At 73.5% G+C, this 25,677-nt stretch carries 23 protein-coding genes; 8 read left to right on the forward strand and 15 right to left on the reverse strand.

Annotated features, from left to right (window positions below; all coding sequences use genetic code 11):
• The first annotated feature begins 90 nt into the window (after window positions 1–90).
• Window positions 91–648 carry a hypothetical protein gene (locus AB0I21_RS02700; RefSeq protein WP_360558532.1) on the forward strand — a complete coding sequence of 186 codons (558 nt, stop codon included), beginning with the start codon at window positions 91–93 and terminating at the stop codon, window positions 646–648.
• Window positions 649–669: 21 nt separating this feature from the next.
• On the opposite strand, the gene AB0I21_RS02705 is transcribed toward AB0I21_RS02700, so the two are convergent.
• The 4 genes from AB0I21_RS02705 to AB0I21_RS02720 form a co-directional block, all read right to left on the reverse strand.
• The gene (locus tag AB0I21_RS02705) at window positions 670–1,059 is read right to left on the reverse strand and encodes a PIN domain-containing protein (protein WP_354897988.1); all 390 of its coding nucleotides are present in this window, start codon (window positions 1,057–1,059) and stop codon (window positions 670–672) included.
• Window positions 1,056–1,220, reverse strand: coding sequence for a hypothetical protein (locus tag AB0I21_RS02710; RefSeq protein WP_360558534.1), 165 nt, complete (start codon window positions 1,218–1,220; stop codon window positions 1,056–1,058). Before AB0I21_RS02710 ends, AB0I21_RS02705 begins: the two co-directional genes overlap by 4 nt.
• Before the next feature lie 116 nt (window positions 1,221–1,336).
• Complete coding sequence (gene bioD, locus AB0I21_RS02715) at window positions 1,337–2,062, reverse strand: dethiobiotin synthase (protein ID WP_360558672.1); 726 nt, start codon at window positions 2,060–2,062, stop codon at window positions 1,337–1,339.
• Between the two features lie 384 nt (window positions 2,063–2,446).
• Window positions 2,447–3,619 carry an 8-amino-7-oxononanoate synthase gene (locus AB0I21_RS02720; RefSeq protein ID WP_360558535.1) on the reverse strand — a complete coding sequence of 391 codons (1,173 nt, stop codon included), beginning with the start codon at window positions 3,617–3,619 and terminating at the stop codon, window positions 2,447–2,449.
• A 118-nt stretch (window positions 3,620–3,737) separates the two neighbouring features.
• Between AB0I21_RS02720 and bioB the strand changes: the two genes are divergently transcribed.
• The gene (bioB, locus tag AB0I21_RS02725; RefSeq protein WP_344503977.1) at window positions 3,738–4,721 is read left to right on the forward strand and encodes a biotin synthase BioB; all 984 of its coding nucleotides are present in this window, start codon (window positions 3,738–3,740) and stop codon (window positions 4,719–4,721) included.
• Entirely contained in the window at window positions 4,718–4,918 is a 201-nt protein-coding gene (locus AB0I21_RS02730) for a hypothetical protein (protein ID WP_360558537.1), read from the forward strand. The genes bioB and AB0I21_RS02730 overlap by 4 nt, the downstream gene beginning before the upstream one ends.
• Window positions 4,919–5,242: 324 nt before the next feature.
• Here AB0I21_RS02730 and AB0I21_RS02735 read toward each other — a convergent pair whose 3' ends face one another.
• Both AB0I21_RS02735 and lgt read right to left on the reverse strand, forming a co-directional pair.
• Window positions 5,243–6,445: an NAD(P)/FAD-dependent oxidoreductase gene (locus AB0I21_RS02735; RefSeq protein WP_360558539.1), complete on the reverse strand. Its 1,203-nt coding sequence runs from the start codon at window positions 6,443–6,445 to the stop codon at window positions 5,243–5,245.
• 12 nt (window positions 6,446–6,457) lie between these two features.
• On the reverse strand, window positions 6,458–7,576 hold the full coding sequence (lgt, locus tag AB0I21_RS02740) for a prolipoprotein diacylglyceryl transferase (protein ID WP_360558540.1): 1,119 nt from the start codon (window positions 7,574–7,576) through the stop codon (window positions 6,458–6,460).
• A 152-nt stretch (window positions 7,577–7,728) separates the two neighbouring features.
• On the opposite strand from lgt, the gene AB0I21_RS02745 reads away from it, so the two are divergent.
• Both AB0I21_RS02745 and AB0I21_RS02750 read left to right on the forward strand, forming a co-directional pair.
• On the forward strand, window positions 7,729–8,211 hold the full coding sequence (locus tag AB0I21_RS02745) for an NUDIX hydrolase (RefSeq protein WP_360558542.1): 483 nt from the start codon (window positions 7,729–7,731) through the stop codon (window positions 8,209–8,211).
• A 483-nt stretch (window positions 8,212–8,694) separates the two neighbouring features.
• On the forward strand, window positions 8,695–9,336 hold the full coding sequence (locus AB0I21_RS02750; protein ID WP_360558544.1) for a GDSL-type esterase/lipase family protein: 642 nt from the start codon (window positions 8,695–8,697) through the stop codon (window positions 9,334–9,336).
• A 125-nt stretch (window positions 9,337–9,461) separates the two neighbouring features.
• On the opposite strand, the gene AB0I21_RS02755 is transcribed toward AB0I21_RS02750, so the two are convergent.
• The 5 genes from AB0I21_RS02755 to trpC all read right to left on the reverse strand — a co-directional run bounded on the left by AB0I21_RS02755 (window position 9,462) and on the right by trpC (window position 15,403).
• Window positions 9,462–10,889 (reverse strand): methionine--tRNA ligase, encoded by a 1,428-nt coding sequence (locus AB0I21_RS02755; RefSeq protein WP_360558545.1) that lies wholly within the window; start codon window positions 10,887–10,889, stop codon window positions 9,462–9,464.
• Window positions 10,890–11,024: 135 nt separating this feature from the next.
• On the reverse strand, window positions 11,025–12,287 hold the full coding sequence (locus AB0I21_RS02760) for a PQQ-binding-like beta-propeller repeat protein (protein WP_360558547.1): 1,263 nt from the start codon (window positions 12,285–12,287) through the stop codon (window positions 11,025–11,027).
• A 295-nt stretch (window positions 12,288–12,582) separates the two neighbouring features.
• On the reverse strand, window positions 12,583–13,380 hold the full coding sequence (trpA, locus tag AB0I21_RS02765; RefSeq protein ID WP_360558549.1) for a tryptophan synthase subunit alpha: 798 nt from the start codon (window positions 13,378–13,380) through the stop codon (window positions 12,583–12,585).
• A gap of 5 nt (window positions 13,381–13,385) precedes the next feature.
• Window positions 13,386–14,591: a tryptophan synthase subunit beta gene (gene trpB, locus AB0I21_RS02770; RefSeq protein ID WP_360558673.1), complete on the reverse strand. Its 1,206-nt coding sequence runs from the start codon at window positions 14,589–14,591 to the stop codon at window positions 13,386–13,388.
• A gap of 8 nt (window positions 14,592–14,599) precedes the next feature.
• Complete coding sequence (trpC, locus tag AB0I21_RS02775) at window positions 14,600–15,403, reverse strand: indole-3-glycerol phosphate synthase TrpC (protein WP_360558675.1); 804 nt, start codon at window positions 15,401–15,403, stop codon at window positions 14,600–14,602.
• A gap of 154 nt (window positions 15,404–15,557) precedes the next feature.
• Here trpC and AB0I21_RS02780 point away from each other — a divergent pair, with 154 nt between their 5' ends.
• Entirely contained in the window at window positions 15,558–16,604 is a 1,047-nt protein-coding gene (locus AB0I21_RS02780) for a serpin family protein (RefSeq protein WP_360558551.1), read from the forward strand.
• A gap of 61 nt (window positions 16,605–16,665) precedes the next feature.
• Window positions 16,666–17,760 (forward strand): hypothetical protein, encoded by a 1,095-nt coding sequence (locus AB0I21_RS02785; protein WP_360558553.1) that lies wholly within the window; start codon window positions 16,666–16,668, stop codon window positions 17,758–17,760.
• On the opposite strand, the gene ligD is transcribed toward AB0I21_RS02785, so the two are convergent.
• The 4 genes from ligD to hisI all read right to left on the reverse strand — a co-directional run bounded on the left by ligD (window position 17,757) and on the right by hisI (window position 21,622).
• Window positions 17,757–19,037, reverse strand: a complete 1,281-nt coding sequence (gene ligD, locus AB0I21_RS02790) for a non-homologous end-joining DNA ligase (protein WP_360558554.1) — start codon at window positions 19,035–19,037, stop codon at window positions 17,757–17,759. The genes AB0I21_RS02785 and ligD overlap by 4 nt on opposite strands.
• Before the next feature lie 10 nt (window positions 19,038–19,047).
• Window positions 19,048–19,584, reverse strand: coding sequence for a Trp biosynthesis-associated membrane protein (locus AB0I21_RS02795; protein WP_360558555.1), 537 nt, complete (start codon window positions 19,582–19,584; stop codon window positions 19,048–19,050).
• Between the two features lie 140 nt (window positions 19,585–19,724).
• The gene (locus AB0I21_RS02800; RefSeq protein ID WP_360558556.1) at window positions 19,725–21,260 is read right to left on the reverse strand and encodes an anthranilate synthase component I; all 1,536 of its coding nucleotides are present in this window, start codon (window positions 21,258–21,260) and stop codon (window positions 19,725–19,727) included.
• Window positions 21,257–21,622, reverse strand: a complete 366-nt coding sequence (hisI, locus tag AB0I21_RS02805) for a phosphoribosyl-AMP cyclohydrolase (RefSeq protein WP_360558557.1) — start codon at window positions 21,620–21,622, stop codon at window positions 21,257–21,259. The genes AB0I21_RS02800 and hisI overlap by 4 nt, the downstream gene beginning before the upstream one ends.
• A gap of 272 nt (window positions 21,623–21,894) precedes the next feature.
• Here hisI and AB0I21_RS02810 point away from each other — a divergent pair, with 272 nt between their 5' ends.
• A complete protein-coding gene (locus tag AB0I21_RS02810; RefSeq protein ID WP_360558559.1) occupies window positions 21,895–25,545 on the forward strand; it encodes a hypothetical protein in 3,651 nt (1,216 codons plus the stop codon).
• Window positions 25,546–25,677 lie beyond the last annotated feature (132 nt).

The following is a 25,677-nucleotide window of genomic DNA, read 5'->3' on the forward strand; positions in this document are numbered from 1 at the left end:
CGGAGCACAAGGTGCGGATCAAGGACCTGGTCCGGCAGGTGATGCCGTGCACCCCGCTGACGGGCGACCTGGGCCAGGCCGACCTTCGCTGTGCTGGAACGCTATGCCGACCCCCGGGCGCTGCTCAGGGCGGGCCGGACCCGGGTGACCGCGGTGATCGGCCGCCCCGATCGGTTCCCGACCGCGGCGCATTTCAAGTCCTACCTCGGCCTGACTCCCCCGCGCGTCGGAGACCGGCAACACCGACCGCAAAGGCCAACCCATGTCCAAAGCCGGATCGAGGCTGGCCCGCTCTCCTACCAGCAGATGGTCGAACGCGGCGCCGAACACCTCAACGCCCTCTGCATCGTCGCCGGGCGGCTCGCCGAACGACTCTGGACCGTCATGCACCGCGGCATGCCCTACGTCATCTGCGACACAAAAGGCCGACCAGTCACTCCCGACCAGGCGAAGACGATCATCGCGGAGCAGCGGACCGTGACCGAGGACGTCCGCCGCCGACGCCGCAGCAAGGCAAGGGCGGGGAAGGCCCCTCAGCAAGCCCACACAGGGCATGACAGGTCACGCGCACAGGGCGCGGACAAACGAGGCAACCTTCCCCACCAACGATCCTCCGACCGGAAACCAGCCCGGTCTAGCCGGCCTTGACACCAGATCCCCGATAGGGAGTCAGAGGTCGACGATGCCGTCGAGCTCGCCGATGGTACGGCGGACCGTGGGGCCGTGGGAGGTGAGCAGACGGGCCTCGTGGCGGTGGGCCTCGGCGACGGCGTGGGCGAGGCCGAGGCTGCCGTTGAGCCGGGACGCGAGCCGTCCGAGGCCGACCGCGTCGCCGCCGTCGAGCGGGGCGACCGTGGCCGTGCTGAGGAGGGTGTCGAGGCGGGCGAGCTCCTCGGCGTACGCGAGCTCACTGCGCGTCTCGGCCAGCGACACCGCCGGCACCACGACCGTGCCGCCGTCGGCGAGGACGAGGCTGACCAGGTCGGCGACGCCCGTGTCGCCCTGCGTGTACGCGAGCACCGCCGCAGGGTCGAGCACCAGCCCGACGGGGCCGCTCATGACCAGCCCATGAGGTCGCGGACCTGCTCACGGGACTCGGTGCGGGCCTCGGCGGTGACCTTGGCGCCCGCGTCGTCGAGCCGTTTCCTGGCGCGGGCGCGGCGCTCCTGGTCAGGTCCGGACTCGGCGGCGGCACCGGCACCGGGGTCGATCTCGGTCATGGCGTGACCGTACCCCTTAACATCGATCGCCGCGGTCCCCCGAAACGCCGATGCTCCGCAACGGCCGCCGGGCCATAAAAGGCCGTCACGGGCGTGGGGGACGGCGGCGGGTCGGGTCAGCGGCTGTGGGAGCGGAACGCGACCGGGTCGAACCGGCCGTACAGCAGCGGCGCGAGCCAGTGCGCGGCCTCCCGGCGGAACAGTGCCGGGGCGAGCGACCCCGCACCGTCCGGGACGGCCCCGACCAGGTCGCCGTCGAGGTCGTGCAGGTTGGTCCGGTGGACGAGCTCCGGCTCCGCCGGCCACGTGCCGAGGACCACGACCGCCGGTACGTCCCGGTGGGCGAGGGCCTGCAGTGTGAGCGCCGTGTGGTTGAGGGTGCCGAGGCCGGGACGGGCGACGACCACGGCGGTGGCGCCGAGCGCGGCGGCGAGGTCGAGCATCGTCCAGCCGCCCTCCCCCATCGGCACGAGGAGCCCGCCGGCCCCTTCGATGAGCGTGACGTCGTGCTCTTCCACGATGGTACGAAGGGCGAGCTGCGCCATCACCGCCGTCAGCGGGTCGTCGCCGGCGACCCGGGCCGCGGCCAGCGGGGCGAGCGGGTCGGGGAAGCTGGCGAGCGTCCGCACCGTGACGGGCTCCGCGAGCCGCGAGACGGTCGCGGCGTCGGGCTCGTCGCCGTCGGCGGTGCCGGTCTGCGCGGGCTTGACGACCGCGACCCGCCGCCCCGCCGCGGTCGCGGCGGCGGCGATGGCGGCGGTGACGATGGTCTTGCCGACGCCGGTGTCGGTGCCGGTGATGACGACGGCCCCGGCGAAGGGCTCGGTCTCCGCCGGGGTCACGTCCTCCGACAGCACCGCCTCGGAGCGCAGCGCCTCCGACAGGAGGGCCTCAGCGGGCGAGACGTCGTGGTCGGCGGTGCGCGGATCGCTCAAGGCACGTCCTTCACGGGCGCCGGGGGTGGCGCGGTTCGGCCGGCACACCCTTCAGGGGCGGCTCGGCTGGTCGGCACGCCCGCACAGGGCGCTTCAGGTCGATCGGGGCGCTCAGCATGGCAAGGCAAGCCGCTCGGGCCGGCCGGCACGCCCCGAAGGGAAGCTCGAATCGGTCGGCACGCCGTTCAACAGCGCCGTCTCCCAGTCGCCGGCGGCTCAGGTCACGGGCCGCCCTTCAGCAGTCGCCGCGGCGCCTGCCGGGAGCGTGCGGGGTCGGCCGCGCGCCGCCCGTCAGGGGCGCTCCTTGACGACGATGTCGAGCGCGTGCTCGAACGCCGCCGGTGGCACGCCGACGTTGACGGTGAGCCGAAGGCGCGACCGACCGTCCGGTGTGGACGGTGGGCGGAAGCAGCCTACCGCGACCCCCCGCTCACGACAGGCGGACGCCCACGCGAACGCCTCGTCGGCGCTCGGCGCACCGACGGAGATCACCCCGCCGGACGGGTCGGAGACCTCCAGGCCCTCGCCGCGCAGGCGGCTGACCGCGGTCGCGGCCCGGGCGGCGAGCTCGGCCCGTAGGTCGTCGCCGGCGACGAGGAGGTCGAGGGCCGCGAGGGCGCCGGCGGCGACGGCGGGCGGGAGGGCGGTGTCGTAGATGAAGGTGCGGCCGGTGTCGACGAGCTGCCGGCCGAGCTGGTGCGGGCCGGCGATCACCCCGCCGGCGGCGCCGAGGGACTTCGACAGGGTCGCGGTGACGATCACGCCGGGCAGCCCGGAGAGGCCGGCGGCGGCGACCCCACCCGCACCGCGGGGACCGATGACGCCGAGGGCGTGCGCGTCGTCGACGAGCAGCAGCGCGCCACCGGGGTGCGTCTGGCAGGTGGTGTACAGCGCAGCGAGCGGCGCGAGGTCCCCGTCGACGGAGAACACGCTCTCGGTCACCACCACGGCGGGCCGGTCCGGCGAGGCGGCGAGCAGCGCCCGGACGGCGTCGGGGTCGGCGTGCGGCGCGACGACGGTCGCGGCACCCTTCGAGGCGCTTCCGGCGCAGGCGAGCCGGCAGCCGTCGACGATCGAGGCGTGGTTGTGCGCGTCCGACACCACGAGCGTGCCGGGCCGCACCAGCGCGCGGATGGCGCCGAGGTTGGCGAGGTACCCGGACGAGTACACGAGCGCGGTCTGCGTGCCGAGCAGCCCGGCGAGACCCGACTCGAGGGCCTGGTGCGCGCCGGTGGAGCCGCGGACGAGCCGCGAGCCCGTCGCCCCGAGCCCGTAGTCGGCGAGGGCCCGGGTCGCGGCGGCGAGCACGTCGGGGTGCCGGGACAGGCCGAGGTAGTCGTTGCCGGCGAGGTCGATCACGTCGTCGTCGTCGGCGCCGCGCGGGCGCAGCTCCCGGCGCAGCCCGGCAGCCTGCCGACCGGCGGCCTCAGCGTCCAGCGTGGACAGCCAGGATCCGTCGCGCACTCCCGCACCCTCCCGTTCTCGTTGTAGAACCTCTACGATGCCGTTTGTGCGATGTGCACAACATAGCCGACCACCTTCGGGCGGACCGCCCGACCCTAACGTTTTGTAAGGTACGAGCATGCTTGATGCTGCCAAGGCTGTCGTGGACACCGGAGTCGGGCTCGACCTCGAGGGCGTGCTCGCCGTGCTGCGCTGCTCCGACGAGGAGCTGCCCGACTATCTCGCGATCGCGCACGAGGTACGGATGACGTGGTGCGGCCCGGAGGTCGAGGTCGAGGGCATCGTCTCGCTCAAGACCGGCGGCTGCCCCGAGGACTGCCACTTCTGCTCGCAGTCCGGCCTGTTCACGTCCCCGGTCCGCGCCGTCTGGCTCGACATCCCGTCGCTGGTCGAGGCCGCGAAGCAGACCGCCGCGACCGGAGCCACGGAGTTCTGCATCGTCGCCGCCGTCCGCGGCCCCGACCAGCGGCTCATGACGCAGCTCGCCGACGGCGTCGCCGCGATCCGCGCCGCCGTCGACATCAACATCGCCGCGTCGCTGGGCATGCTGACCCAGGAGCAGGTGGACCAGCTCGCGGAGTTGGGCATCCACCGGTACAACCACAACCTCGAGACCGCGAAGTCGCATTTCCCACAGGTCGTCACCACCCACACCTGGGACGAGCGGTGGGACACCCTGCGCATGGTCCGCGACGCCGGCATGGAGGTCTGCTGCGGCGGCATCCTGGGCCTGGGCGAGACGGTGGAGCAGCGGGCCGAGTTCGCGATCCAGCTGCAGGAGCTCGACCCGCACGAGGTCCCGCTCAACTTCCTCAACCCCCGCCCGGGCACCCCCCTCGGCGACCAGCCCGTCCTGGACCCGAAGGACGCGCTGCGGGCCATCGCCGCGTTCAGGCTCGCTCTGCCGCGCACCCTGCTGCGGTACGCCGGCGGCCGCGAAATCACCCTCGGCGACCTCGGCACCCGCGACGGCCTGCTCGGCGGCGTCAACGCGGTGATCGTCGGCAACTACCTCACGACCCTGGGCCGCTCCGCCGACCAGGACCTGGCCCTGCTCGACGAGCTGAGCATGCCGGTCAAGGCCCTGTCGGCAACGCTGTGACCGCCGTGGACACCGCTACCTGGTGCGACCGCTGCGGCGAGTCTCTCACCACCGCCGCCCCACACCCGGCGTGCGCGGCGGCGCGACAGCTGGAGCCGCCCCGCTTCTGCCCACGGTGCCGCCGCCGGATGAAGGTCCAGGTCCTCCCCCAGGGCTGGTCCGCCACCTGCGTCGAACACGGCGAAACCCACAACTGACCGACCCCGGGGCCCGACCCCCCAGCCCGGCCCGACCCCGGCCCGGCCTCGACCCGACCCGGCTCAGTCCAGCCCAGCCCACGGACCACCCGCCTCCGCCTCACCCGGCGCCCACCACAGACGTTGATCAATGCCCCGCTTTGCGGCATTTGTCACATCGACGCTGCGCGATCCACCCCCAAAACGATCTCTGAAATCGCGGTTGATCGCGCAACGTCTATGGCGAAGATCGAACATATGCGGGCATTGACCAACGTGCATGCCGAGTGGCACGTGACGCGCCAGAAGGCAGCCCGACGGAAGCAGGAGGACGTCTGGCCGAGGTCAGGCGGAGGTCGGGCCTGACCATTCGGCGGCTGCGGCGGCGGCCTTGTCCAGGGTGCGGGGGTTGGCGCGGCCCAGGGCGGCGCCCACGGCGCGGCTCGTGAGGCCGCCACGGGGGTGCAGGACGGCCGACGCCTTGCGGGTCTGCTGCAGGACCCTGGTCACCCTGGGGCGGCGCAGGCGGCTGTACTCGTCCAGGGCCGGCGGGAGAGCCCCCCGCGAGGCGGTGAGGACGGCCTGCAGCGTGGCGACGTCCTCCAGGGCCAGGCAGGCGCCCTGGGCGAGGTGGTGCGGCATGGCGTGGGCGGCGTCGCCGATGAGGGCGTAGCCGCCGCTGCCGGCCCTGACGCCGAACGTCTCCGGCAGCGGGGTCAGCTCGCCGATGGGCTCCTGGACGAGGTCGTCGGGCTCGGTGGCGGCGAGCAGCTGCGGGATCGGGGCGTGCCAGCCGGCGAACCAGCGGCGCAACAGCGCGAGCTGGCCGGCGGGCGGCTCGGGACGCAGGGCGCCGGGGACGGTGGCGACCCAGGAGATGCCGCCGCGGGTGGAGCCGCCGGACGAGCCGCGCTCGCCGAGGGAGGCGTGGCTGAACCGGTGGCCGGCGTCGAGGGTCTCGCCGTGGTCGGGGAGGCCCGGCGGCAGGTCGGGGACGCGGTACCAGGGAATGACGGCCCGCCAGGCGGCGACGCCCGCGCTCGCGAACGACGTGGTGGGTGCCAGCCTGCGGCGGACGGCACTCTGTACACCGTCCGCGGCGACGATCAGGTCGGCCTCGAACGTGACCCGGCCGTCGCCGACGGCGGGGCGCTCGCGGTGGACCCTCGCGGGCTGCACCTCGATGCCGCTGCGGATGTCGACCTGCTCGCCGAGTCCCGCGATGAACGCGTCGTGGAGGTCTTCCCGGTGTACGACCACCGGCGGCGACTCGACCTCATCGGCGACCGAGCCGGGACGGACGAGCCACTGGCCGTCCGGGCGGCGGATGCCGACGGGCGGGACGGGGGTGGCGATGCCGTCCAGGCCGCCGGCCAGGCCGAGGCCCCGCAGCGCCCGGACCCCGTTGGGCCACAGGACGAGCGCGCCGTGGCCCGGGCGGAGCCGGTCGTCGCGTTCGAGGAGGGTGACCTGCCAGCCGGTCCGGGCGAGCGCGCCGGCCGCGGCGATCCCGCCGATGCCGGCGCCCACCACGACAGCGGTGCGCATCCGCTCGGTACCTCAGCCCTTACCGGACGTGCTGGCGGACGAGCTGTCCGAGGCGCCGTCCGAGGCGCTGTCCGACGGACCGTCGGCGTCGCCGGCCTCCGGCTCCTCGTCACCCGCGGTCTCCGACGAATCCGATGTGTCCGACTTCACCAGTGACGGCCCCTCGGACGACTCAGCCGCATCCGACGGGTCCGAACCCTCAGACGAGTCCGAGACGTCCGACGAGGCCGGCGCGAGCGCGGCGGAAGGCTCGCCGGTGACGGGGGTGATGCGGCCGTTCTCGTCGTACGTGACGCGCTCCTGCGGCCCGCGCACCCGCAGGAAGTAGACGACGGCGGCGGCGAGAACGATGAGCGACGTCCAGTTGTTGAGACGCATGCCCAGGAAGTGGTGGGCGTCGTCGATGCGCAATGCCTCGATCCAGAACCGACCGGCGCAGTACAGCGCCACGTACAGCGCGAACGCCCGCCCTCTGCCCAGGGACCAGCGCTTGTCGACGTACCAGACGACCGCGGCGACGCCGAGGCACCACAGGAACTCATAGAGGAACGTGGGGTGGAAGGTGCCGAGCTCCATCGGCTCGCCGTTGACCATCTGGGCGTGGCCGGCCTTCGCGTCCCAGGTGTAGACCTTGAGCGCCCACGGCAGGTCGGTCGCCTTGCCGTACAGCTCGTTGTTGAACCAGTTGCCCCAGCGGCCGAGCGCCTGCGCGACGGGCAGGCCGACGGCGAGCGTGTCGGCGGCCATCGCGAACGGCAGGTTCATCCGGCGGCAGGCGATGTAGGCGCCGACGGCGCCGCCCGCGATGCCGCCCCAGATGCCGAGGCCGCCCTCCCAGATCTTGAACGCCTTGATCAGGTCACCGTTCTCACCGAAGTACGCCTCGGGCGAGGTGATGACGTGATAAAGACGGGCGCCGATGATGCCGGCGGGAACCGCCCACACCGCGATGTCGAGAATCACCCACGGCGGGGCGCCTCGGTGGCGAAGCCGCCGGTCGGCGATGAAGCACGCGGCGACGATGCCGAGCACGATGCACAGCGCGTAGGCGCGCAGCGGCACCGTTCCGATCTCCCAGACGCCCTGCGTGGGGCTGGGGATCACGGCCAGCGGGGTAAGGGCAGCATCCACGGGTGCACACGCTACCGCCGATCCGCCGAAACGCGATGCCCTGGGTTCGCCCAATTCGCCACCCCACGCCCGACGGAAAGCCACTCCGACCGGCGAAGATCACCACCAGCGAAGGTGTCGCAACGGTCCGCTATGGCGCCTAGAGTGCGAATATGAGCTACGAAGTCACGTCTGCCGTCGCCGCGATCATCGAGGATGCCGCCGGCCGCGTGCTGCTGTGCCAGCAGGCCGGCGGTCACCAGCTGTGGGGCCTGCCCGGGGGGCGGGTCCGTGCGGCGGAGAGCCCGGTGCACGCCGCCGTCCGCGACATCCTCGAGGAGACCGGCCTGGAGGCCCAGATCGTCGAGCTCGTCGGCCTGTACGAGGTGACGGGCGACGGCTGCGGCGAGGCGATGCCGGATCTGTTCGTCCACGTGTTCCGCGGCCGCCTGGACAGCGGCGGCGGGCCGGCCCTGAACGCCCCTGGCCGGATCAGCCGCCTGGCCTGGCACGACCCGGCCTCACTGCCGGAGCCGCTGACCGCCACCACGCGGACCGCCATCGCCGACGCGGGCGCGGGCCGCACCGGGGTGATCCGCCAGATCAAACGCGACATCCAACGCGAGGTCGAGGCCGTAGAGGCCATCGAAGCCTGAGCAGCCCCCGAGCAAGCCCCGGGACAGGCCCTGGAGCAGGCACGGGAGCAGGCCCTGGAGCAGGCACGGGCACAGGCACAGGCACGGGCGCAAGCGCAGGCACAGACACAGGCACGGGCACGGCCCCCGGACATGTCCGCTCCGCGAACATGTCCGCTCCGCGAACATGTCCGCTCCGCGAACATGTCCGACATTTCGGTTATGTCGGGGAGCGCAGCGAGTCGACATAACCGGGGCGGCCACCGACATGCCCAGAGCGGCAGCCGCACGACCGAAGCAACTGCCGACACGACCCGGGCAGGCCCCGCACGACCGAAGCGGCCGCCGCACGACCGAGCCGGCCCCCGCACGACCGCAAGCGGCTGGCGACACGATCGAGCCGGCCGCGGCACGACCGGGGCGGCGGCGCGACCAGAGCGGCGGCGCGATGGACGGGTCACGGCGGCTGAAAAATTCACGGGACCTGGATGATGTACTGGTCCCGTGGCCTACTACGCGCTCGGCGACTCCATGTCCATCGACGAGTATGCCGGCGGCCCCGGGCTGGGTGCCGCCTCGCTGCTCGCCGACGACTTCGGCATCGAGCTGACGCTGCTCGCCCGCGACGGTGCGACCAGCGACGACGTCGTTCGCTTCCAGCTGGACAAGGTCGAGGGCCGGCCCGCCTTGATCACGCTGACGATGGGCGGCAACGACCTGCTGGAGACCCTGTTCAGCGCCGGAGCGGACCGCGAGGTGGCGGAGCGTGCCCTCGCCAAGATCGCCGGCAACTTCGAGGTCGTGCTGCCCACCCTCGCCGCGACCGGGGCCCGTGTGATTGTCAGCACGGTGTACGACCCGACCGACGGCACCGGCGACCTGACCTGGGCGGGGCTGCCGTCGTGGCCGGGTGGCCTGGAGATCCTGGCGGCGCTGAACGGCGCGATCCGCGACGCGGCGGCCCGGCACGGCGCGGTGGTCGCGGACCTGCACGCCGCGTTCCTCGGCCACGGCGCGAAGGCCGGCGACGTGACCGCCGCCGACCCCCGCCCCACCAACCGTGACCTGTGGCTGTGCGGCCACATCGAGCCCAACGCCTGGGGCGCCGAGGCCATCCGCGACACCTGGCGGGCGGCCCTGCGCTAAACCCGTCCGCAACACCCGGCGAGGCGTCCCGCGCCAGACCCATCCGCGACACCCGGCGAGGCAGCCCTGCACCAAGCCCCGGCCGCGACACCTGGCAAGGCAGCCCTGCGCCAGGCCGGCCCGCGCTAAGCCAGCCGCGGAAACACCGGGTCGGGGGTGCCGACCCGGTCGCCGGAGCCGAGCCGCGCGGCGAGCCGGGCCGCGCCGGACGGCAGGAACGGCGCCAGCTCGCGGCTCACCTCCCGGCAGAGGGCGACGAGCTCGCCGAGCACCGCGTCGAGCTCCGCGTCCCGCCCCTGCTTCGCGAGCTCCCACGGCCGGGCCGTCTCGACCAGCCGGTTGCCGCCGGCGACAGCGGCGCACAGCGCCTCGGTAGCCGCCCGGAAGTCGAACCCCGCCAGGGCCCGGTCCACCGCCGAGGACAGCCCGGTGTCCGCGGTGGACCCCGTGACCACCCCGGACCGGAACCGCCGCACCAGGCTCACCGTCCGGTTGACGAGGTTGCCGACCCCGTTGGCGAGGTCCTGGTGGTACCGCTGCCGCAGCCGCTCCTCGGTGAAGTCGGTGTCCCCGAGTGGCGCCACCTCGCGCAGCAGCCACCAGCGAAGCGCGTCGCCGCCGAACCGGGTGGCGAGGTCCCCCGGGTCGACCGCGTTGCCGGCGCTCTTGGAGAGCTTGGCACCGCCGACCGTCAGGTACTCGTGGACGAAGATCGTCGTCGGCAGCGGCAGCCCGGCGGACAGCAGCAGCGCGATCCAGTACACGGCGTGGAAGCGCACGATCCCCTTGCCGATCACGTGCACCCGCTCGGCGGCGTCCTGCCACCAGTCACGGTAGAGGTCGGGGTCGTCGAGCGCGGTGACGTAGTTGGCGAGGGCGTCCCACCAGACGTAGACGACCTGCGACGGGTCGCCCGGCACGGGGATGCCCCAGCCGCCGGCGCGGGCGGCGGGCCGGGACACGCTGATGTCCTGCAGGCCGGCCCGGACGAACGCGAGCACCTCGTTGCGTTTCGCCGCCGGCTCGACCCGGACCTCGCCGGACTCCAGGGCAGCCAGGACGCGGCCGGTGTACGCCGACAGCCGGAAGAACCAGTTGGACTCGGTGACGACCTCCAGGGGCACGTCGTGCTCGGCGCACCCCTCGGACGGCTCGTAGAACTGCTCACAGCCCTGGCAGTACAGGCCCTGGTAGTCGCGCTGGTAGAAGTCGCCGTTCGCGGCGGTGCGCCGCCACAGGGTCTCGACCCCCCTGCGGTGTCGGGCGTCTGCGGCGGTACGGATGAAGTCGTCGAACGACAGGTCCAGCACCGGCCGGAGCGCGGCGAACCGGTCGGCGTTCGCGGTGACGAACGCGGCCACGTCGACGCCCGCGGCGGCGGCCGCCGTGACGTTCTTCAACGCGTTCTCGTCGGTGCCGGTGAGGAACCTGACCCGTTGCCCGCGCAGCCGCCGGTGCCGGGCGAGGACGTCGGCCTGGACGAGCTCCAGGGCGTGCCCGAGGTGCGGGGCGGCGTTGACGTACGGGATGGCGGTGGTGACGTAGAAGCTCATGTCGGATCTCCGGTCTGTCTGGACGGGACGACCTGATCCGGCTCGCCCCGGGACCAAGGGGCGAGTGGTGAGCGGATTTAGCGCACGCCGACGGACCCCGTGACGGGGCGCATCATTCGACCGGCGTACATGGGGTCAGCGTACCCCGAGCGCGAACAGCTTTTCGAGCGCCGCGAAGTACACGTGGTCGCCGGACAGCAGCAGCGGCTCGGCGCCGTGCAGCGCGTCGAAGGCCAGCTCACGGCGCAGCAGGAGGGTCCCGGCGGCAGCGTCGAAGGCGAGCAGCTCGCTGCGGTGCAGGGGTGCGCCGTCGCGGATCGCGAACTGGTACACGACCGCATAGAGCACGCCGCCGCCGGTCACCGGCGCCCAGTAGGACGTCGCGACCTCGGCGCCGGCCATGCCCCAGTCGCGGGTCCAGCGGACCGCGCCGTCGCCGGCCGCGAACCCGGCGGCGCGGCCGTGCGCGTCGAGGACCATGAGGGTCTGCCCGTCGGTCGCCGCTGAGCGCGGGTCGATCAACGTCTTGGTGTCGCACCAGCGGCGGGCGCCGTCGGCGACCGACACCGCGCACACGCCGCCGAGGCCGGTGGTGTAGGCCACGCCGCCGGCCGCGATCACCCACGGGCCGCTGGCGTCCTGCCGCCACACCCGCGCGCCGGTCCGCAGGTCGAACGCGGCCAGCCCCGTGCCGGTGCCCGCCTCGAACGGCTGCAGGGCGACGCCGGCGTCCGCGACGGGCGGGTGCAGGCCCGCCTCGCCGTCCAGGGGCGCGGTCCACGCGACGGCACCGCCGTCCAGGCGCAGCGCGGTCAGGGTCGCGCCCGCCGCGCGCAGCACCAGGTCCCCCACGACGGTGAACCCGCCGGACACCTCACCGGGCAGCGGCGTCTCCCACTGTTTGTCGCCGCGGCCGGTGTACGACGTGAGGAAGCGCGCTCCGAGGTCGCCGGACGGCACGTCGATCGCCTGCGACTCGACCAGCAGCGTGCCGCCGGCGCTGCCCGGGACCGACGCGAGCCGGCCGAACCTACGGTCCGGGGCGTCCACGACCGGGCCGAGGTCGGCGCCGGTGACCGCGTCGTACCGGCGGATCTGGCCGGTCGGGCCGCCGGAGGAGCGCAGCAGGACGCCGTCGGCGACGACCGCGCCGCCGACCTGCTCGTCGGGGCGGGACACGGGCGCGGTCCACACCGTGTCGAGCCGCGCCGCGGACCGCGTGCCGAGATAGGGGGTCACCGGCTGGTACCCGCTGCGGCCCGGGCCGTTGCCGTCCTGCCGCCAGCCGGCGTCGACGACGGTCGTCGCCGGACGTTCCGTGCCCGGGACGGCCAGGGCGAGGCCGGGCGCCGCGGAGAGCAGGAGCGCTACAGGTACCAAACGGAAAAATCGCCGCACGCCCGACTCAACGACTCCGGTCGGGCGGAGTGACTCAGCGACTCCGGCCGGGCGCGACGCCTCAGCAACGCGCCGCGCGCCGCCGGCCCGGCGTGACCGGCTCAGCGGCGCCGCACGCCCTCCGCCAGATCAGCGCTCAGCGCAGCTCCGGCCGGCCGTGCCGGCTCAGCGACGCCGTCCGCCCGCGACCCGACGTGGTGACCTGCTCAGTGACGCCTCGCGCCACTCAGCGCCACTCCGGCCGGGCGCGACGCCTCAGCAACGCGCCGCGCGCCGCCGGCCCGGCGTGACCGGCTCAGCGGCGCCGCACGCCCTCCGCCAGGTCGGCGCTCAGCGCGGCGACGGCGGCGACGCCCTCGGCCGGGGTTGCCGCGTCCTGCAGGCACCGCACGAGGGCGCTGCCGACGATCACCCCGTCGGCGAACGCGCCCACCTCCGCGGCCTGGTCGCCGTTGGAGACGCCCAGACCGACCGCGACCGGCACGGACGGGTCGGCCCTGCGGACCCGCTCGACGAGGGCCGGAGCGGCGCTGCTGGTGCTGCTGCGGGCGCCGGTGACGCCCATGACGCTGGTCGCGTAGACGAACCCGCGGCACTTGCCGGCGGTCATCGCGATCCGGGCGTCGGTCGACGACGGCGACACCAGGAACACCCGGTCCAGGCCGTGCGCGTCGGACGCGGCCAGCCACGGCGCCGACTCGTCGGGGATGAGGTCGGGCGTGATCAGCCCGGCGCCGCCGGCGGCGGCCAGGTCCGCGGCGAACTGGTCGACACCGTGCCGCTCGACCAGGTTCCAGTACGTCATGACGAGGATCGGCGCGCCGGCCGCGGCGACCGCCTCGACGGTGCGCAGCCCGTCGGCGACCCGGAAGCCGCCCGCGAGGGCCGCCTCGGTGGCCCGCTGGATGACGGGGCCGTCCATGACCGGGTCCGAGTACGGCAGGCCGACCTCGACGATGTCCACCCCGTTGTCGATCATCGCCTTGATGGCGTCGATCGCGCCGGGCACGGTCGGGAACCCGGCCGGCAGGTAGCCGATGAGCGCGCTGCGGCCCTCCGCGCGGGCCTTCTCGAACGCGACGGAAACACTCACTGTCGTCACACCCCGAAGAAGTCGCGCGCGGTGTCCATGTCCTTGTCGCCGCGGCCGGACAGGCAGATCAGCACGACCGGCTCCCGGCCGAGGTCGGCGGCGAGCTTCGGGACGACCCGCAGCGCGCCGGCGACCGCGTGGGCGCTCTCGATCGCGGGGATGATCCCCTCGGTCCGGCACAGCAGCTTGAACGCGGCCATCGCCTCGGCGTCGGTGACCGGCTCGTAGATCGCGCGGCCGGTGTCGTGCAGGTACGCGTGCTCCGGGCCGACGGCCGGGTAGTCCAGGCCGGCGGAGATGGAGTGCGACTCGACGGTCTGCCCGTCCTCGTCCTGCAGCAGGTACGTGCGGGCGCCGTGCAGCACGCCCGTGGAGCCGCCGGTGATGCTGGCCGCGTGCCGGCCCGTGTCGACGCCGTCGCCGCCGGCCTCGAAGCCGTACAGTTTGACGCCCTCGTCGGGGACGAACGCGTGGAACGCGCCGATCGCGTTGGACCCGCCGCCGACGCACGCCGCGACCGCGTCGGGCAGCCGGCCCGCCTGCTCCAGGATCTGCTTGCGGGCCTCGACGCTGATGCCGCTGACGAAGTCGCGGACCATCGCCGGGAACGGGTGCGGGCCGGCGGCGGTGCCGAGCAGGTAGTGGGTCGTGTCGACGTTGGTGACCCAGTCGCGCAGCGCCTCGTTGATCGCGTCCTTGAGCGTCTTGCTGCCGGTCGTGACGGGCACGACGGTCGCGCCGAGCATCCGCATGCGGGCGACGTTGAGCGCCTGCCGGCGGGTGTCCTCCTCGCCCATGTACACGATGCACTCGAGGTCGAGCAGGGCGCAGGCGGTGGCGCTGGCGACACCGTGCTGGCCGGCGCCGGTCTCGGCGATGACCCGGTGCTTGCCCATCCGCTTCGTCAGCAGCGCCTGGCCGAGCACGTTGCGGACCTTGTGGGCGCCGGTGTGGTTGAGGTCCTCGCGCTTGAGGAACACCCGGGCACCGGCGTGCGCGGACAGCCGGTCCGCCCGGTAGAGCGGCGACGGGGTGTTGGCGTAGTCGCGCAGCAGCCGGCCGAACTCGGCCTGGAACGCCTCGTCCGCCTGGGCGTGCCGGTACGCGGCGTCGAGGCCGTCGAGCGCGGCGATGAGCGCCTCGGGGACGAACCGCCCGCCGAACTCGCCGAAGTGCCCCGACTGGTCCGGCAGCAGGCCCGCGGCGGACAGGAACGCGTTCACCGGGCGGGCCGCGGGGTCGCCGGGTGGCTGCCGGCCGTGACGAGCTCGGCGACCGCGTCACGCGGGCTCTTCTGCGTGACGAGCCCCTCGCCGACCAGCACCGCGTCGGCGCCGGCCGACGCGTAGCGGATCAGGTCGTGCGGCCCGCGGACCCCCGACTCGGCGATCTTCACGATGTCGTTGGGCAGGCCGGGCGCGATCCGCTCGAACACGGTCCGGTCGACCTCGAGCGTGCGCAGGTTGCGCGCGTTGATCCCGATGACCCGCGCGCCGGCCTCCAGGGCGCGGTCGGTCTCCTCCTCGTCGTGCACCTCGACCAGGGCCGTCATGCCCAGGCTCTCGATGCGGTCGAGGAGGCCCGACAGGGTGTTCTGGTCCAGCGCGGCCACGATCAGCAGGACGAGGTCGGCGCCGAACGCCCGGGCCTCGTGCACCTGGTAGGACGACACGACGAAGTCCTTGCGCAGCAGCGGCACGTCGACGGCGGCGCGCACCGCGGCGAAGTCGTCGAGGCTGCCGCCGAACCAGCGGCCCTCGGTCAGCACGCTGACGGCGCGGGCACCGCCCGCCGCGTATTCCTTGGCCAGCTCCGCCGGATCCGGGATCTCGGCGAGCTGCCCCTTCGACGGCGAAGCGCGCTTGACCTCGGCGATCACCCCGACACCGGGGGCCCGCAGTTTGGCGTAGGCGTCGATGGGCGGTGCCGCCTGCGCCGCGGCTGCCTTGATCTCGTCCAGGGGCTTCTGCGCCTCGCGGATGGCCAAGTCTTCGCGCACGCCGGCGAGGATCTCGTCGAGCACACGGCCAGATTCCGCGTTGATCAAGGAGCTCCCCTCTCCGGTGGTCATGCGTCCGATGCTAGGAGCCCCCCGGTCAGTGGATGGCCGTGGGGGTATGGCCGACGTCACCTGATGGACTAGGGCATAATGCGTTGCCGTTCGTATGGTTGAGTGCATGAGCATCACTGCCGCAAACGCCCTGACCTCGCGGTGGGCGGCCGCCTCCGACGGCCCGGCGGTCTTCTCCGGCGCGGGGGTCTACCCGCTGCTCAGCACCCTCGCGGGCGTCGCCGCCGGCCCGGCCCGCGAGGAGCTGCTCGCGGTCGCGCCGTCGGCCCTGCCGCTGCCGCCCGGCTTCGCGGCCGGCGTCTGGACGCGGCACGACCTCCCGCTCACCCCCGGCTGGGATCCGGGGACCCGCCTGTCCGGCGACCCCGCCGCCGACCAGCGGCGCCTCGACGCGTGGGCCGCCGAGCGGACCGGCGGGCGGATCACGGCGCTGCCGGTCGCCGTCGACGGCGACACCGGGCTCGTGCTCGCGTCCGCGCTGTCCGTGGTCACCGAGTGGGTCCAGCCGTTCGGCGACTCGACCATGACCCCGGCCTCGGGCCCCTGGTCCGGGCGCCCGTTGCCCGCCCTGCTCCGCAAGCACACCGCCGCCGACGCCCTCGAGCCGCTGCGCCGCGTCGACGGGGTCACGCTGCTCACCGTCGCGGGCACCGGGGACGTCGACGTCGTCCTCGCCCTCGGTACCGACGACGCCACCCCCGGCTCGGTCCTGTCCACCGCCATCGACGGCCGGCACCGGGCCACCCCGTCGACCGGCGGCCCCGGGGTGACCGTCCAGGACGTCGACTCCGCCACGCCGGAGCCCGAGCTGGTGGTGAGCCTGCCGTCGTTCGACGCCACCGCCCACCACGACCTCCTGGCCCTCGACCGGCTCTTCGGCCTGCGGACTGCGGCGCGGGACGGCACGTTCCCCGGGATCAGCCCCGTCGACCTGGCCGTGTCGTCGGCCCGCCAGCAGGCCGTGGCGTCGTTCACCGCCCTGGGCTTCCAGGCCGCGACGGTGACCGCCCTCGCCATGTTCCCCCTCGCCTACCACCCGCTGACCACCCGCAAGCTGCGGGTGACGGTCACGTTCGACCGGCCGTTCGGCTTCCTCGCCGTGCACCGCCGGACCGGCCTCGTCCTCGTCGCCGGCTGGGTCGCGACGCCATGACCCCCTAGCCGTCGTGTTGTAGGGGCCACGATCATGGGCCGTGCCGCGACATACTGCGGGCATGCGGAGGGGCGTGGCGACGGCGGCGGTCGCGGTCACACTGGCGGGGTGCGCGCCGACGGGTGGGCAGCCGCCGGCGGCCGACCGGTCGTGGACCGCGGTGGCCCAGGCGCCGCTGCGGGCGCGGCACGACGCGCTCGGGGCGTGGGACGGGCGGCGGTTCGTCGTCGTGGGCGGATCGGCGGAGACGCCGTGCCCGCCCACCGCGTCCTGCGGGCCGGTGACCGCCCTGACCGACGGTGCCGCGTACGACCCCGCCGACGGCAGCTGGCGGCCGATCGCCGCGGCGCCGGTGCCGCTGGGCGTGGGTGACCAGCTCGTGGCCTCCGAAGGTCGCGTGTACGCGCTGACCCCTTCGGACTTCCTCGTGTACGACGGCGACCGCTGGACGAAGCTCCCCCCGCCGCCCGGTGCGGGGAAGCTGCTCGACGCGGGCGGCACGCCGGTCGTCATCGCCGGGACCGACGAGCACGGCCCGACCGTCGACGCCGCGTTCGACGTCGCGACCGGCGCGTGGCGGGTCCTGCCCGACGACCCGCTCGGCCCGTCCTTCAACCGCATGGCGGTGTGGACCGGCGACCGGCTGCTGCTCGGCGCGAACGATCTCGTGCCGGACCCCGGCGCCACGAAGCCGTCGCTGCTGCGGCTGGCCGCGCTCGACGCCGCACTGACGACGTGGGCGGCGCCCACGACCACCGGGATCCTCGGCGGCAGCGTGGCGACCGCGGGCGGCGCCGTCGTGTGGACCGGCACCGGCAGCGCGGACGGCGGGCAGGTCGGCAACTGGGGCCGCGCCTACGCCGAGGGCGGCATCCTCGCCTTCGCCACCGGCGCGTGGCGGCCGCTGCCGGCGGCGCCGCGGCTGGCCGGTCCGCTGCCGATCGACCCGGCGCTCAGCACCGGCAGCCGGGTCACGGTCGGCGGGCACCTGCTCGACCCGGCGACCGGCGAGTGGCTGCGCCTGCCGGACCCGCCCGGCGGCAGGCGCTTCGCCGCGACGGTGGTGGCCGGCCCCGACATGGTGCTCCTGTGGGGCGGCGCGGTGGAGCGCGACGCCGGGCGCAACCTCGGCGACGGCCACCTCCTGCGCGTCTAGGTCGCCGGCTCCTCTTCGTTCGCGGGGCCCGCGGGGCGGCGCCAGCGGGCCGGGGTCTCGCCGCGGGCCTGCATCTCCTTCCACTTCGCGAACGGGTCGTAGTCGACCTCCAGGGGCTCCTGCGCCGGGCGGTCGGCCTCAGGGACGTGCACGAGGTTGAGCCGGATGCGGGTCCACAGGCTGTTGACGCCGCGCATCGAGTCGACGAGGACGTCGGCGGGCTCCAGGAGCGGCCAGACGGCCGGGTGGCGGGCCTTCCAGCGTTCGAGGCCTTCGAGGGCCTCCTCCTTCGTCGCGGCGCGGGCGATCTCGATCAGCGGCATGGTCGGCACGCGGCGGCCCGTGCCCTTCTTCGCCGGGGTCTTCTTGAAGGTCGCGGCCAGCTCCAGCAGCGGCGTCAGGTCGCCCCGGGCGTCCTCGATCCCGGCCCACGCGTCCGGCCGGCCCTGGACCGACTCCATCGTGTAGTCGGCGGGGTCGCAGCCGGGCACCTCGTCCCAGGTGAGCGGGGTGGAGACCCGGGCCTCCTCGGACGGCCGGACGGAGTAGCCGGAGGCGGTGGTGTGGTCCTTCGCGTTCTGGTTGTAGTCGACGAACACGCCGTGCCGCTCCTCCTTCCACCACGCCCCGGTCGCGATCTCCGGCGCCCGGCGGGCCACCTCCCGGGCGAAACCCTCCGCGGCCCTGCGGACCTCGGCGAACGTCCAGTTGGGGTGGATCCGCGCGTACACGTGAAACCCGCGCGAACCGGAGGTCTTCGGCCATCCGACGAGGCCGTGGTCGGCGAGCACGTCGCGGGCCACCAGCGCCACCTCGACCACCTGCGACCACGGCACCCCCGGCACCGGGTCCAGGTCGATGCGCAGCTCGTCGGGGTGCTCGACGTCCTCGGCGAGGACCGAGTGGGTGTGCAGCTCCAGGCAGCCGAGGTTGACGACCCAGGCGAGCTGGGCCGCGTCGCGCAGCACGACCTCCTCGGCGGTGCGGCCCGACGGGTACCGCAGCTGCGCCGTCTCGATCCAGTCGGGGCGCTTCTCGGGCGCGCGTTTCTGGAAGAACGCCTCACCCTCGATGCCGTTGACGTAGCGTTTCAGCGCCATCGGCCGGCCGCCCGCGCCGCGCAGGGCACCGTCGGCGACGGCGATGTAGTAGCGGACGACGTCGAGCTTCGTGCGGCCCGACTTCGGGAAGTACACCTTGCCGGGATTGGTGACGGTCACCTCGCGCCCGGCGACCTCGATGACTTCCTTGCTGCTGCTCGCCGCGTTGCTCGCCATAGGCGAAACCCTACTTGTCCGCGGTCGGATCCTCGCCCCGATCGAGGGCGTCCCAGAGCTCCGTCTGCGGTGCCTTCGCGGCGGTACGGGCAGTGGGCCGGTCATAGCGGGCGCCCATCTCCGGCCACGTGTCGCTGCTGCGGATGGCGACGCCACCGGCGACCACGACGACGAGGGCGGCGACGATCGTGACGATCGGCCAGCCCACGTCGATGTGGTGCTGCAGGGCCTCGGTCACCGCGCCGACGATGCCGATGCCGGCGAGGGCGAGGAGGCCGCCGACGATCGTCCTGAGCCGGCCGCGGGTCGCGAGCAGGGCACCCGCGCCGGCGAGGCCGACCGCGCCGAGGGCGGGCAGCCACGGCGACAGTTCGCTGCCCGTGCGGTACTCGGTCATCGGCGGCAGCGGCGACACCTGATGCGTCATGACCGCGTCCCAGTGGCGGGTGGCGGCGAACAGCACCACCGCCGAGGCGGCCGCGGTCGCGATCGTGGTGACCGCCAGCCCCCGCCGGCCGTGCGTCCGGCCTTGTTTCGGATCGGTCATGGGGCTTTGTCCTGGATCGGTCGTGGGGCTTTGTTCCGGACCGGTCATCGGGCTTTGTTCCGGACCTGTCGTGGGGCTTTGTCGTGGATCGGTCGTGGGGCTTTGTTGTGGATCGGTCGTGGGGCTTTGTCGTGGATCGGTCATCGGGCCGGCCGCAGGGTCTCGGCGGTCGCGATCGCGGCCAGGACGGCGGCGGCCTTGTTGCGGGTCTCCGTCTCCTCCGACAGCGGGTCGGAGTCGGCGACGATGCCGGCGCCGGCCTGCACATACGCCATCCGGTCCCGCATGAGCGCGGTCCGGATCGCGATGGCCGTGTCCATGTCGCCGCCGAAGCCGAAGTAGCCGACGACGCCGCCGTACAGGCCGCGCCGGGTCGGCTCGAGCTCCTCGATGATCTCCATGGCCCTGACCTTCGGCGCCCCGGACAGCGTCCCGGCCGGGAACGTCGCGGCGAGGGTGTCGAACGCGGACCGGTCGTCCTTGAGCTCGCCGACGACGGTCGACACGATGTGCATCACGTGGCTGTACCGCTCGACGGTCATGAACTCCGGCACCTCGACCGTCCCGGGCTTGCAGACCCGCCCCAGGTCGTTGCGGGCGAGGTCGACGAGCATGACGTGCTCGGCGCGCTCCTTCGGGTCGGCGAGCAGGTCCGCGGCGAGCGCGTTGTCCTCCTCGGGCGTCGCGCCCCGCCAGCGGGTGCCCGCGATCGGGTGCAGCAGCGCGCGCCGCCCGTCGACCTTGACGTGCACCTCCGGCGACGAGCCGACGACGTCGAAGCCCTCGAAGCGCAGCAGGTACATGTAGGGGCTCGGGTTCGTGGAGCGCAGCACCCGGTACACGTCGAGGGGGTCGGCATCGGTGGCCCGCTCGAACCGCTGTGCGACGACGATCTGGAAGCACTCCCCGGCCCGGATCGCCTCCTTCGCGACCTCGACGGCCTTCGGGTACTCCCCCGCCGGGGTCCGGCTGACCACCTCGCCCGGCCCCTGCTTGTCCACTGTGGACACCAGCGGCGGCGTCGGCCTGGACAGCGCCGACGTCATCGCGTCCAGGCGGCCGATGGCCTGGTGGTACGCGGCCCTGACGGTCGCCTCGTCGGCGTCCTTCTCGGGCAGGACGGCGTTGGCGATGAGCAGCGCCGTGCCCTCGAAGTGGTCCAGCGCCACCAGGTCGGTCGCCACCATCATGCCGAGCTCGGGGTGGTGCAGGTCGTCCTCGGCGAGCTGCGGCAGCCGCTCGAAGCGCCGGACCGCGTCGTACGACAGGAACCCGACGAGACCGCCCGACAACGGCGGCAGGTCCAGCCCCTTGAGGTCGGCGTCGTCGCCGGTGAGCGCCTCGACGGTCTGCTTGAGGACGTGCGTGGGGTCGCCCGTGGTGGGCAGGTTGGCCGGCGGCTCGCCCAGCCACCGCGCGTCACCGTCCCGCTCGACGAGCGTCGCGACGCTGCGCACGCCGATGAAGCTGTACCGCGACCACACCGCACCCGCCGAGCCCGCGCCCTGCTCCGCGGACTCCAGCAGGAACGTCCCCGGACCGCCGGCGAGCTTCCGGTACACCCCGACCGGCGTCTCACCGTCGGCGAGCAGCCGCCGGGTCACCGGCACCACCCGCCGGGTCCTCGCCAGCTCGCGGAACGTCGCCTCGTCCGGCGCCACCATCCCGGTCGTCATCGCGTCACCTTCAGGTCCGTGTAGAAGCAGGTGTGGTTGCCCGTGTGGCACGCGGCGCCGGTCTGCTCGACCGTCACCAGCAGCGTGTCGCCGTCGCAGTCGATCGCCACCGACCTGACGTGCTGCACGTGCCCGGACGTCTCGCCCTTCACCCAGTACGCGTTGCGGCTGCGCGACCAGTACGTCGCCCGCCCCGTCGTCAGTGTCCGATGCAACGCCTCGTCGTCCATCCACGCCAACATCAACACCTGCCCGGTCCCGTGCTCCTGCACGACCGCAGGCACCAGCCCGGCCTCGTTACGACGCAGACGGTCCGCAACTTCTGGATCAAGGTTCGACGACACCCCCCAATTCTCCCGCACGGCCCTCTCCCGCCAGTTTGGGGTCTATGGCTGGCCGTGTTTGCGGAGTACCTTGACGGTGCGCCGCACGGAAGTCTGGGCGGTCGCTCATCCCTCCCCGCCTGCCGTCGGCCGACCCTCCTCGCCGGGGGCTCCGCCTGCCGTCGGCTCGGTGGCTCCGGGCCGGGCGCCGTTTGGCCTCCCGGCGTCCGCGACCCCAGCGCTGAGCCCACAGCAGTCTGAACGGGTGGCCCTCTCCCCCCGTTCCGACCGAGCGGACGGAGGACCTCCTCATGCACCCCAACGTCAACGACCAGACCGGCCCTTCCCCTGAAGTGACAACCCCACCGGGCATCCCCGAGCAGCGCCAGCCCGTCGAGGACACCGTCCCCCTGGTCTCGGCCGCCGCCGCCTCCGCCGCAGGCGCCGACCCGGCCCCCGCCCCGCCCACAGACCTGACCTCCGACCCGGCCACGGACTCGGCCCTGGCTGTGGACTCGGCTACGGACCTGGCTTCGGACTCTGCTGCGGACTCGGGTTCGGACCTGGCTGCGGGTTCGGACCTGGCTTCGGATTCGGCCGACGCCGCGGAGTCGCCGGCCGCCGAGTCACCGGCCATCGACTCACCGCTCGCGGACGACGCCGCCATCACCGTCGCCGTCCCCGACGACATCTCCGACATCGTCGGCCCCGCCGACGAGGAGTCCCCCGCCTCCACCGACGAGGAGCCGGCCGCTGGGGTCGACGCACACGCCGCCGAGTCCACCCCGACCGCCGACCTCCAAGCGACCGACACCCCAGAAGACCCCTCCACCGCCCCCGCCGAAGAGGCAACCGCCGAAGCCACCACCGTCGAGGAAGCCTCCGCCGAGACCACCTCCGACGAAGAGGCTGCCGACACCGAGCCCGAAGCCGTGGACGCCGCCGAGACCACCACGGACGACGTCGCCGAAGAGGCCGAAACCGCCGAAGACGTCACCGCCGAGGAGGTCGCCGCCGAGGCCGACACCGTCGAGGAAGTCGCCGCCGAGACCACCGCCGACGACGACGCAGCCGACAGCGAACCCGAGGCCGTAGACGCCATCACCGCCGAAGCCACCCCGGACGACGAGCCGGCCGCGGAAGCCTCCACCGACGAGGCCGAAACGGTCGAAGACGTCACCGCCGAAGCCGACACCGTCGAGGAAGTCGCCGCCGAGACCACCGCCGACGACGACGCAGCCGACAGCGAACCCGAGGCCGTAGACGCCATCACCGCCGAAGCCACCCCGGACGACGAGCCGGCCGCGGAAGCCTCCACCGACGAGGCCGAAACGGTCGAAGACGTCACCGCCGAAGCCGACACCGTCGAGGAAGTCGCCGCCGAGACCACCGCCGACGACGACGCAGCCGACAGCGAACCCGAGGCCGTAGACGCCATCACCGCCGAGGACGCCTCCACCGACGACGAGCCCGCCGCCGAGGCTTCTGCCGACGAAGGCGACGCCGAGGAGATCGAGACCCTCGAAGAGGTCGCCGCCGAAGCTGCCGACGACGAAGAGCCCGCCGCCGAGGCCTCCGACGCTGACGCCGAAGCCATCGAGGAGGTCGCCGCCGCAGACGACGACGCGGCCGAGGCGGTCGAGGAAGTCGCCGCAGAGGCAACTGACGACGAAGCCGGCGAGGCGGACACATCCGAGGACGCGACCGCCGAGGACGACACCACCACCGACGCCGTGGCGGAAGAGCCCGCAGCCGAGTCGGACTCCGACGACGAGCCGGAACCCGTCGAAGAGGTCGCCGCCGAGGACACCTCCACCGACGACGAACCCGCCGCGGAAGCCACCGCCGAGGATGACGTCGAAGAGGCCGAGACCGTCGAAGAGGTGGCCGCCGAAGCCACCGACGACGCCGAAGAGACCGAAACGGTCGAGGAAGTCGCCGCCGAAGCATCCGCCGACGACGAGCCAGCCGCGGAAGCCTCCACCGACGAGGCCGCAACGGTCGAAGAGGTCGCTGCCGAGGCCGACACCGTCGAGGAGGTCGCCGCCGAGACCACCGCCGACGACTACGCAGCCGACAGCGAACCCGAGGCCGTAGACGCCGTCGCCACGGAGGACACCTCCACCGACGACGAGGCCGCCGAGGCTTCTGCCGACGAAGGCGACGCCGAGACGGTCGAGGAAGTCGCCGCAGAGGCCACCGACGACGAACCCGCCGTGGAAGCCACCGCCGACGATGACGTCGAAGAGGCCGAGGCCGTCGAAGAGGTGGCCGCAGAGGCCACCGACGACGAAGCCGGCGAGGCGGACGCATCCGAAGACGCGACCGCCGAGGACGACACCACCACCGACGCCGCGGCGGAAGAGCCCGCAGCCGAGTCGGACTCCGACGACGAGCCGGAAGCCGTCGAAGAGGCCACCGACAACGAACCCGAGGCAGCAGCGGCCGACGACGAGCCTGACGCGGTTGCTGATGAGGTGGTTGCCGACGAGGAGGCTGCCGAGCCTGAGGCGGTCACCGAGGACGAGCCTGCCGCCGAAGCCGACGAGACCGACGCTGCTGGCGATGAGCCGGAGGCCGAGGTCGCCATCGAAACAGCCGCCACGGCCGACGAAGCCGGCGACGACGAGTCCGCCGAACCCGACGCCGAGGCCACTGTCGAGGACGAGGTCACCGAGGCTGACGCGGAGGCCGTCACCGTCGAGGACGAAACCGCCGGCGACGAAGACGAAGCCGCCGAGCCTCAGGCCGAGGCCACGGACGAAGACGCAGCCGCCGAAGCCGAGGCCGAGGCCACTGCCGAGGACGAGGCTGCCGACGGCGGCGACGAAGCTGCCGAGCCCGACGCAGAAGCCACGGCCGAGGACGAGGCCGCCGAGCCCGACGCAGAAGCCACCGTCGAGGACGAGGCTGCCGACGAGCCCGAGGCCGAAGTGGCGGTGGACGACGAAGCGGTCGCCGTCGAAGCGGCTGCCGAGGACGCGGCCGGCGAGGACGAAGACGGCGGCGAGGCGCCGGAGGCCGAGGCCGTTGTCGAGGGCGAAGAGGTCGCGGCGGAGCCGGAGGCTGAAGCGGCCGCCGAAGAAGGTGCCGCTGAGGACGAGGCCAGCGATGACGAGGCCGCCGAGCCCGACGCCGAGGCCGTGGTCGCCGAGGACGAGGCCGCCGAGAGCGAGCCGGAGGCCGAGGCTGCCGCGGAGGACGCGGACGGTGACAGCGCCGAGGACGTCGCCGCGGAGGCCGAAGCCGAGGTCGACGCCGAGGTCGACGCGGAGGTCGAGCCTGCCGCAGCAGCCGAGGACGCCGAAGCGGAAGACGCCGCGGACGACGTCGAGGAGATCGCGGCCGAGGCTGCGGACGACGATGACGCCGCAGATGCCGAAGCCGGCAACGACGACGAGCCGGCCGCGGAAACGGACGCGGACGACGAAGCCGACAGCGACGACGACGAGCCCACCGCAGAAGCAGACGCGGACGCGGAGGACGACGAGGACGAGGACGACGAGCCCGTCGCGGAGGCTGACGCGGAGGACGAGGACGAAGACGCGGACGGTGAGCCGGTCGCGGAGGCCGACGCCGAGGACGAAGCGGCCGACGACGAGCCGGTGGCCGAGGTGGAAGCGGACGACGACGAGGAGCTCGAGTACGCGACCGCCGGGCCCCTCCCCCTGCGGCCCGGTGACCTCGCCGAGCAGCGGATCGTGTTGTGGAAGCCGAAGCGGGCGGACAAGTTCCGGTCGCGGCTGGTCAAGGCGGAGTCCAAGTTCGTCGACGACCCGGTGAAGGCGCTGACGCGGGCGTCGGCGGTGGTGAGTGACGCCATCGAGACGCTTGCCGAGAAGTTGCAGGAGCAGCAGCTGGCGATCGACCCGCACCGGTCGGCCAAGAACCCCGACACCGAGGCGCTGCGGGTGGCGTTGCGGCAGTACAAGGAGTTCCTGGAGCGCGTGCTCGCGTTGTAGACGAGAAGCGCGAAACGGGGCGGACCGCACACATCGGTCCGCCCCGTTTCGTGTTTGACGCGCATTCAAGATTTCATCTACCGTTGAGTTCATCAGTCGTTGAGTTTCAGGGAGTGACCGGAGGAATCCAAG

The sequence above is a fragment of the Dactylosporangium sp. NPDC050588 genome, assembly GCF_040654975.1.
In the GTDB taxonomy this organism is placed as follows: Bacteria; Actinomycetota; Actinomycetes; order Mycobacteriales; family Micromonosporaceae; genus Dactylosporangium; species Dactylosporangium maewongense.

What these genes read in the sequence shown, in the direction of transcription:
- AB0I21_RS02705 (WP_354897988.1), bottom strand. Translation starts at nt 1,059, where the DNA reads ATGAGCGGCCCCGTCGGGCTGGTGCTCGACCCTGCGGCGGTGCTCGCG.
- AB0I21_RS02710 (WP_360558534.1), bottom strand. Translation starts at nt 1,220, where the DNA reads ATGACCGAGATCGACCCCGGTGCCGGTGCCGCCGCCGAGTCCGGACCT.
- bioB (WP_344503977.1), top strand. Translation starts at nt 3,738, where the DNA reads ATGCTTGATGCTGCCAAGGCTGTCGTGGACACCGGAGTCGGGCTCGAC.
- AB0I21_RS02735 (WP_360558539.1), bottom strand. Translation starts at nt 6,445, where the DNA reads ATGCGCACCGCTGTCGTGGTGGGCGCCGGCATCGGCGGGATCGCCGCG.
- AB0I21_RS02745 (WP_360558542.1), top strand. Translation starts at nt 7,729, where the DNA reads ATGAGCTACGAAGTCACGTCTGCCGTCGCCGCGATCATCGAGGATGCC.
- AB0I21_RS02755 (WP_360558545.1), bottom strand. Translation starts at nt 10,889, where the DNA reads ATGAGCTTCTACGTCACCACCGCCATCCCGTACGTCAACGCCGCCCCG.
- AB0I21_RS02780 (WP_360558551.1), top strand. Translation starts at nt 15,558, where the DNA reads ATGAGCATCACTGCCGCAAACGCCCTGACCTCGCGGTGGGCGGCCGCC.
- AB0I21_RS02785 (WP_360558553.1), top strand. Translation starts at nt 16,666, where the DNA reads ATGCGGAGGGGCGTGGCGACGGCGGCGGTCGCGGTCACACTGGCGGGG.
- ligD (WP_360558554.1), bottom strand. Translation starts at nt 19,037, where the DNA reads ATGGCGAGCAACGCGGCGAGCAGCAGCAAGGAAGTCATCGAGGTCGCC.
- AB0I21_RS02795 (WP_360558555.1), bottom strand. Translation starts at nt 19,584, where the DNA reads ATGACCGATCCGAAACAAGGCCGGACGCACGGCCGGCGGGGGCTGGCG.
- AB0I21_RS02800 (WP_360558556.1), bottom strand. Translation starts at nt 21,260, where the DNA reads ATGACGACCGGGATGGTGGCGCCGGACGAGGCGACGTTCCGCGAGCTG.
- AB0I21_RS02810 (WP_360558559.1), top strand. Translation starts at nt 21,895, where the DNA reads ATGCACCCCAACGTCAACGACCAGACCGGCCCTTCCCCTGAAGTGACA.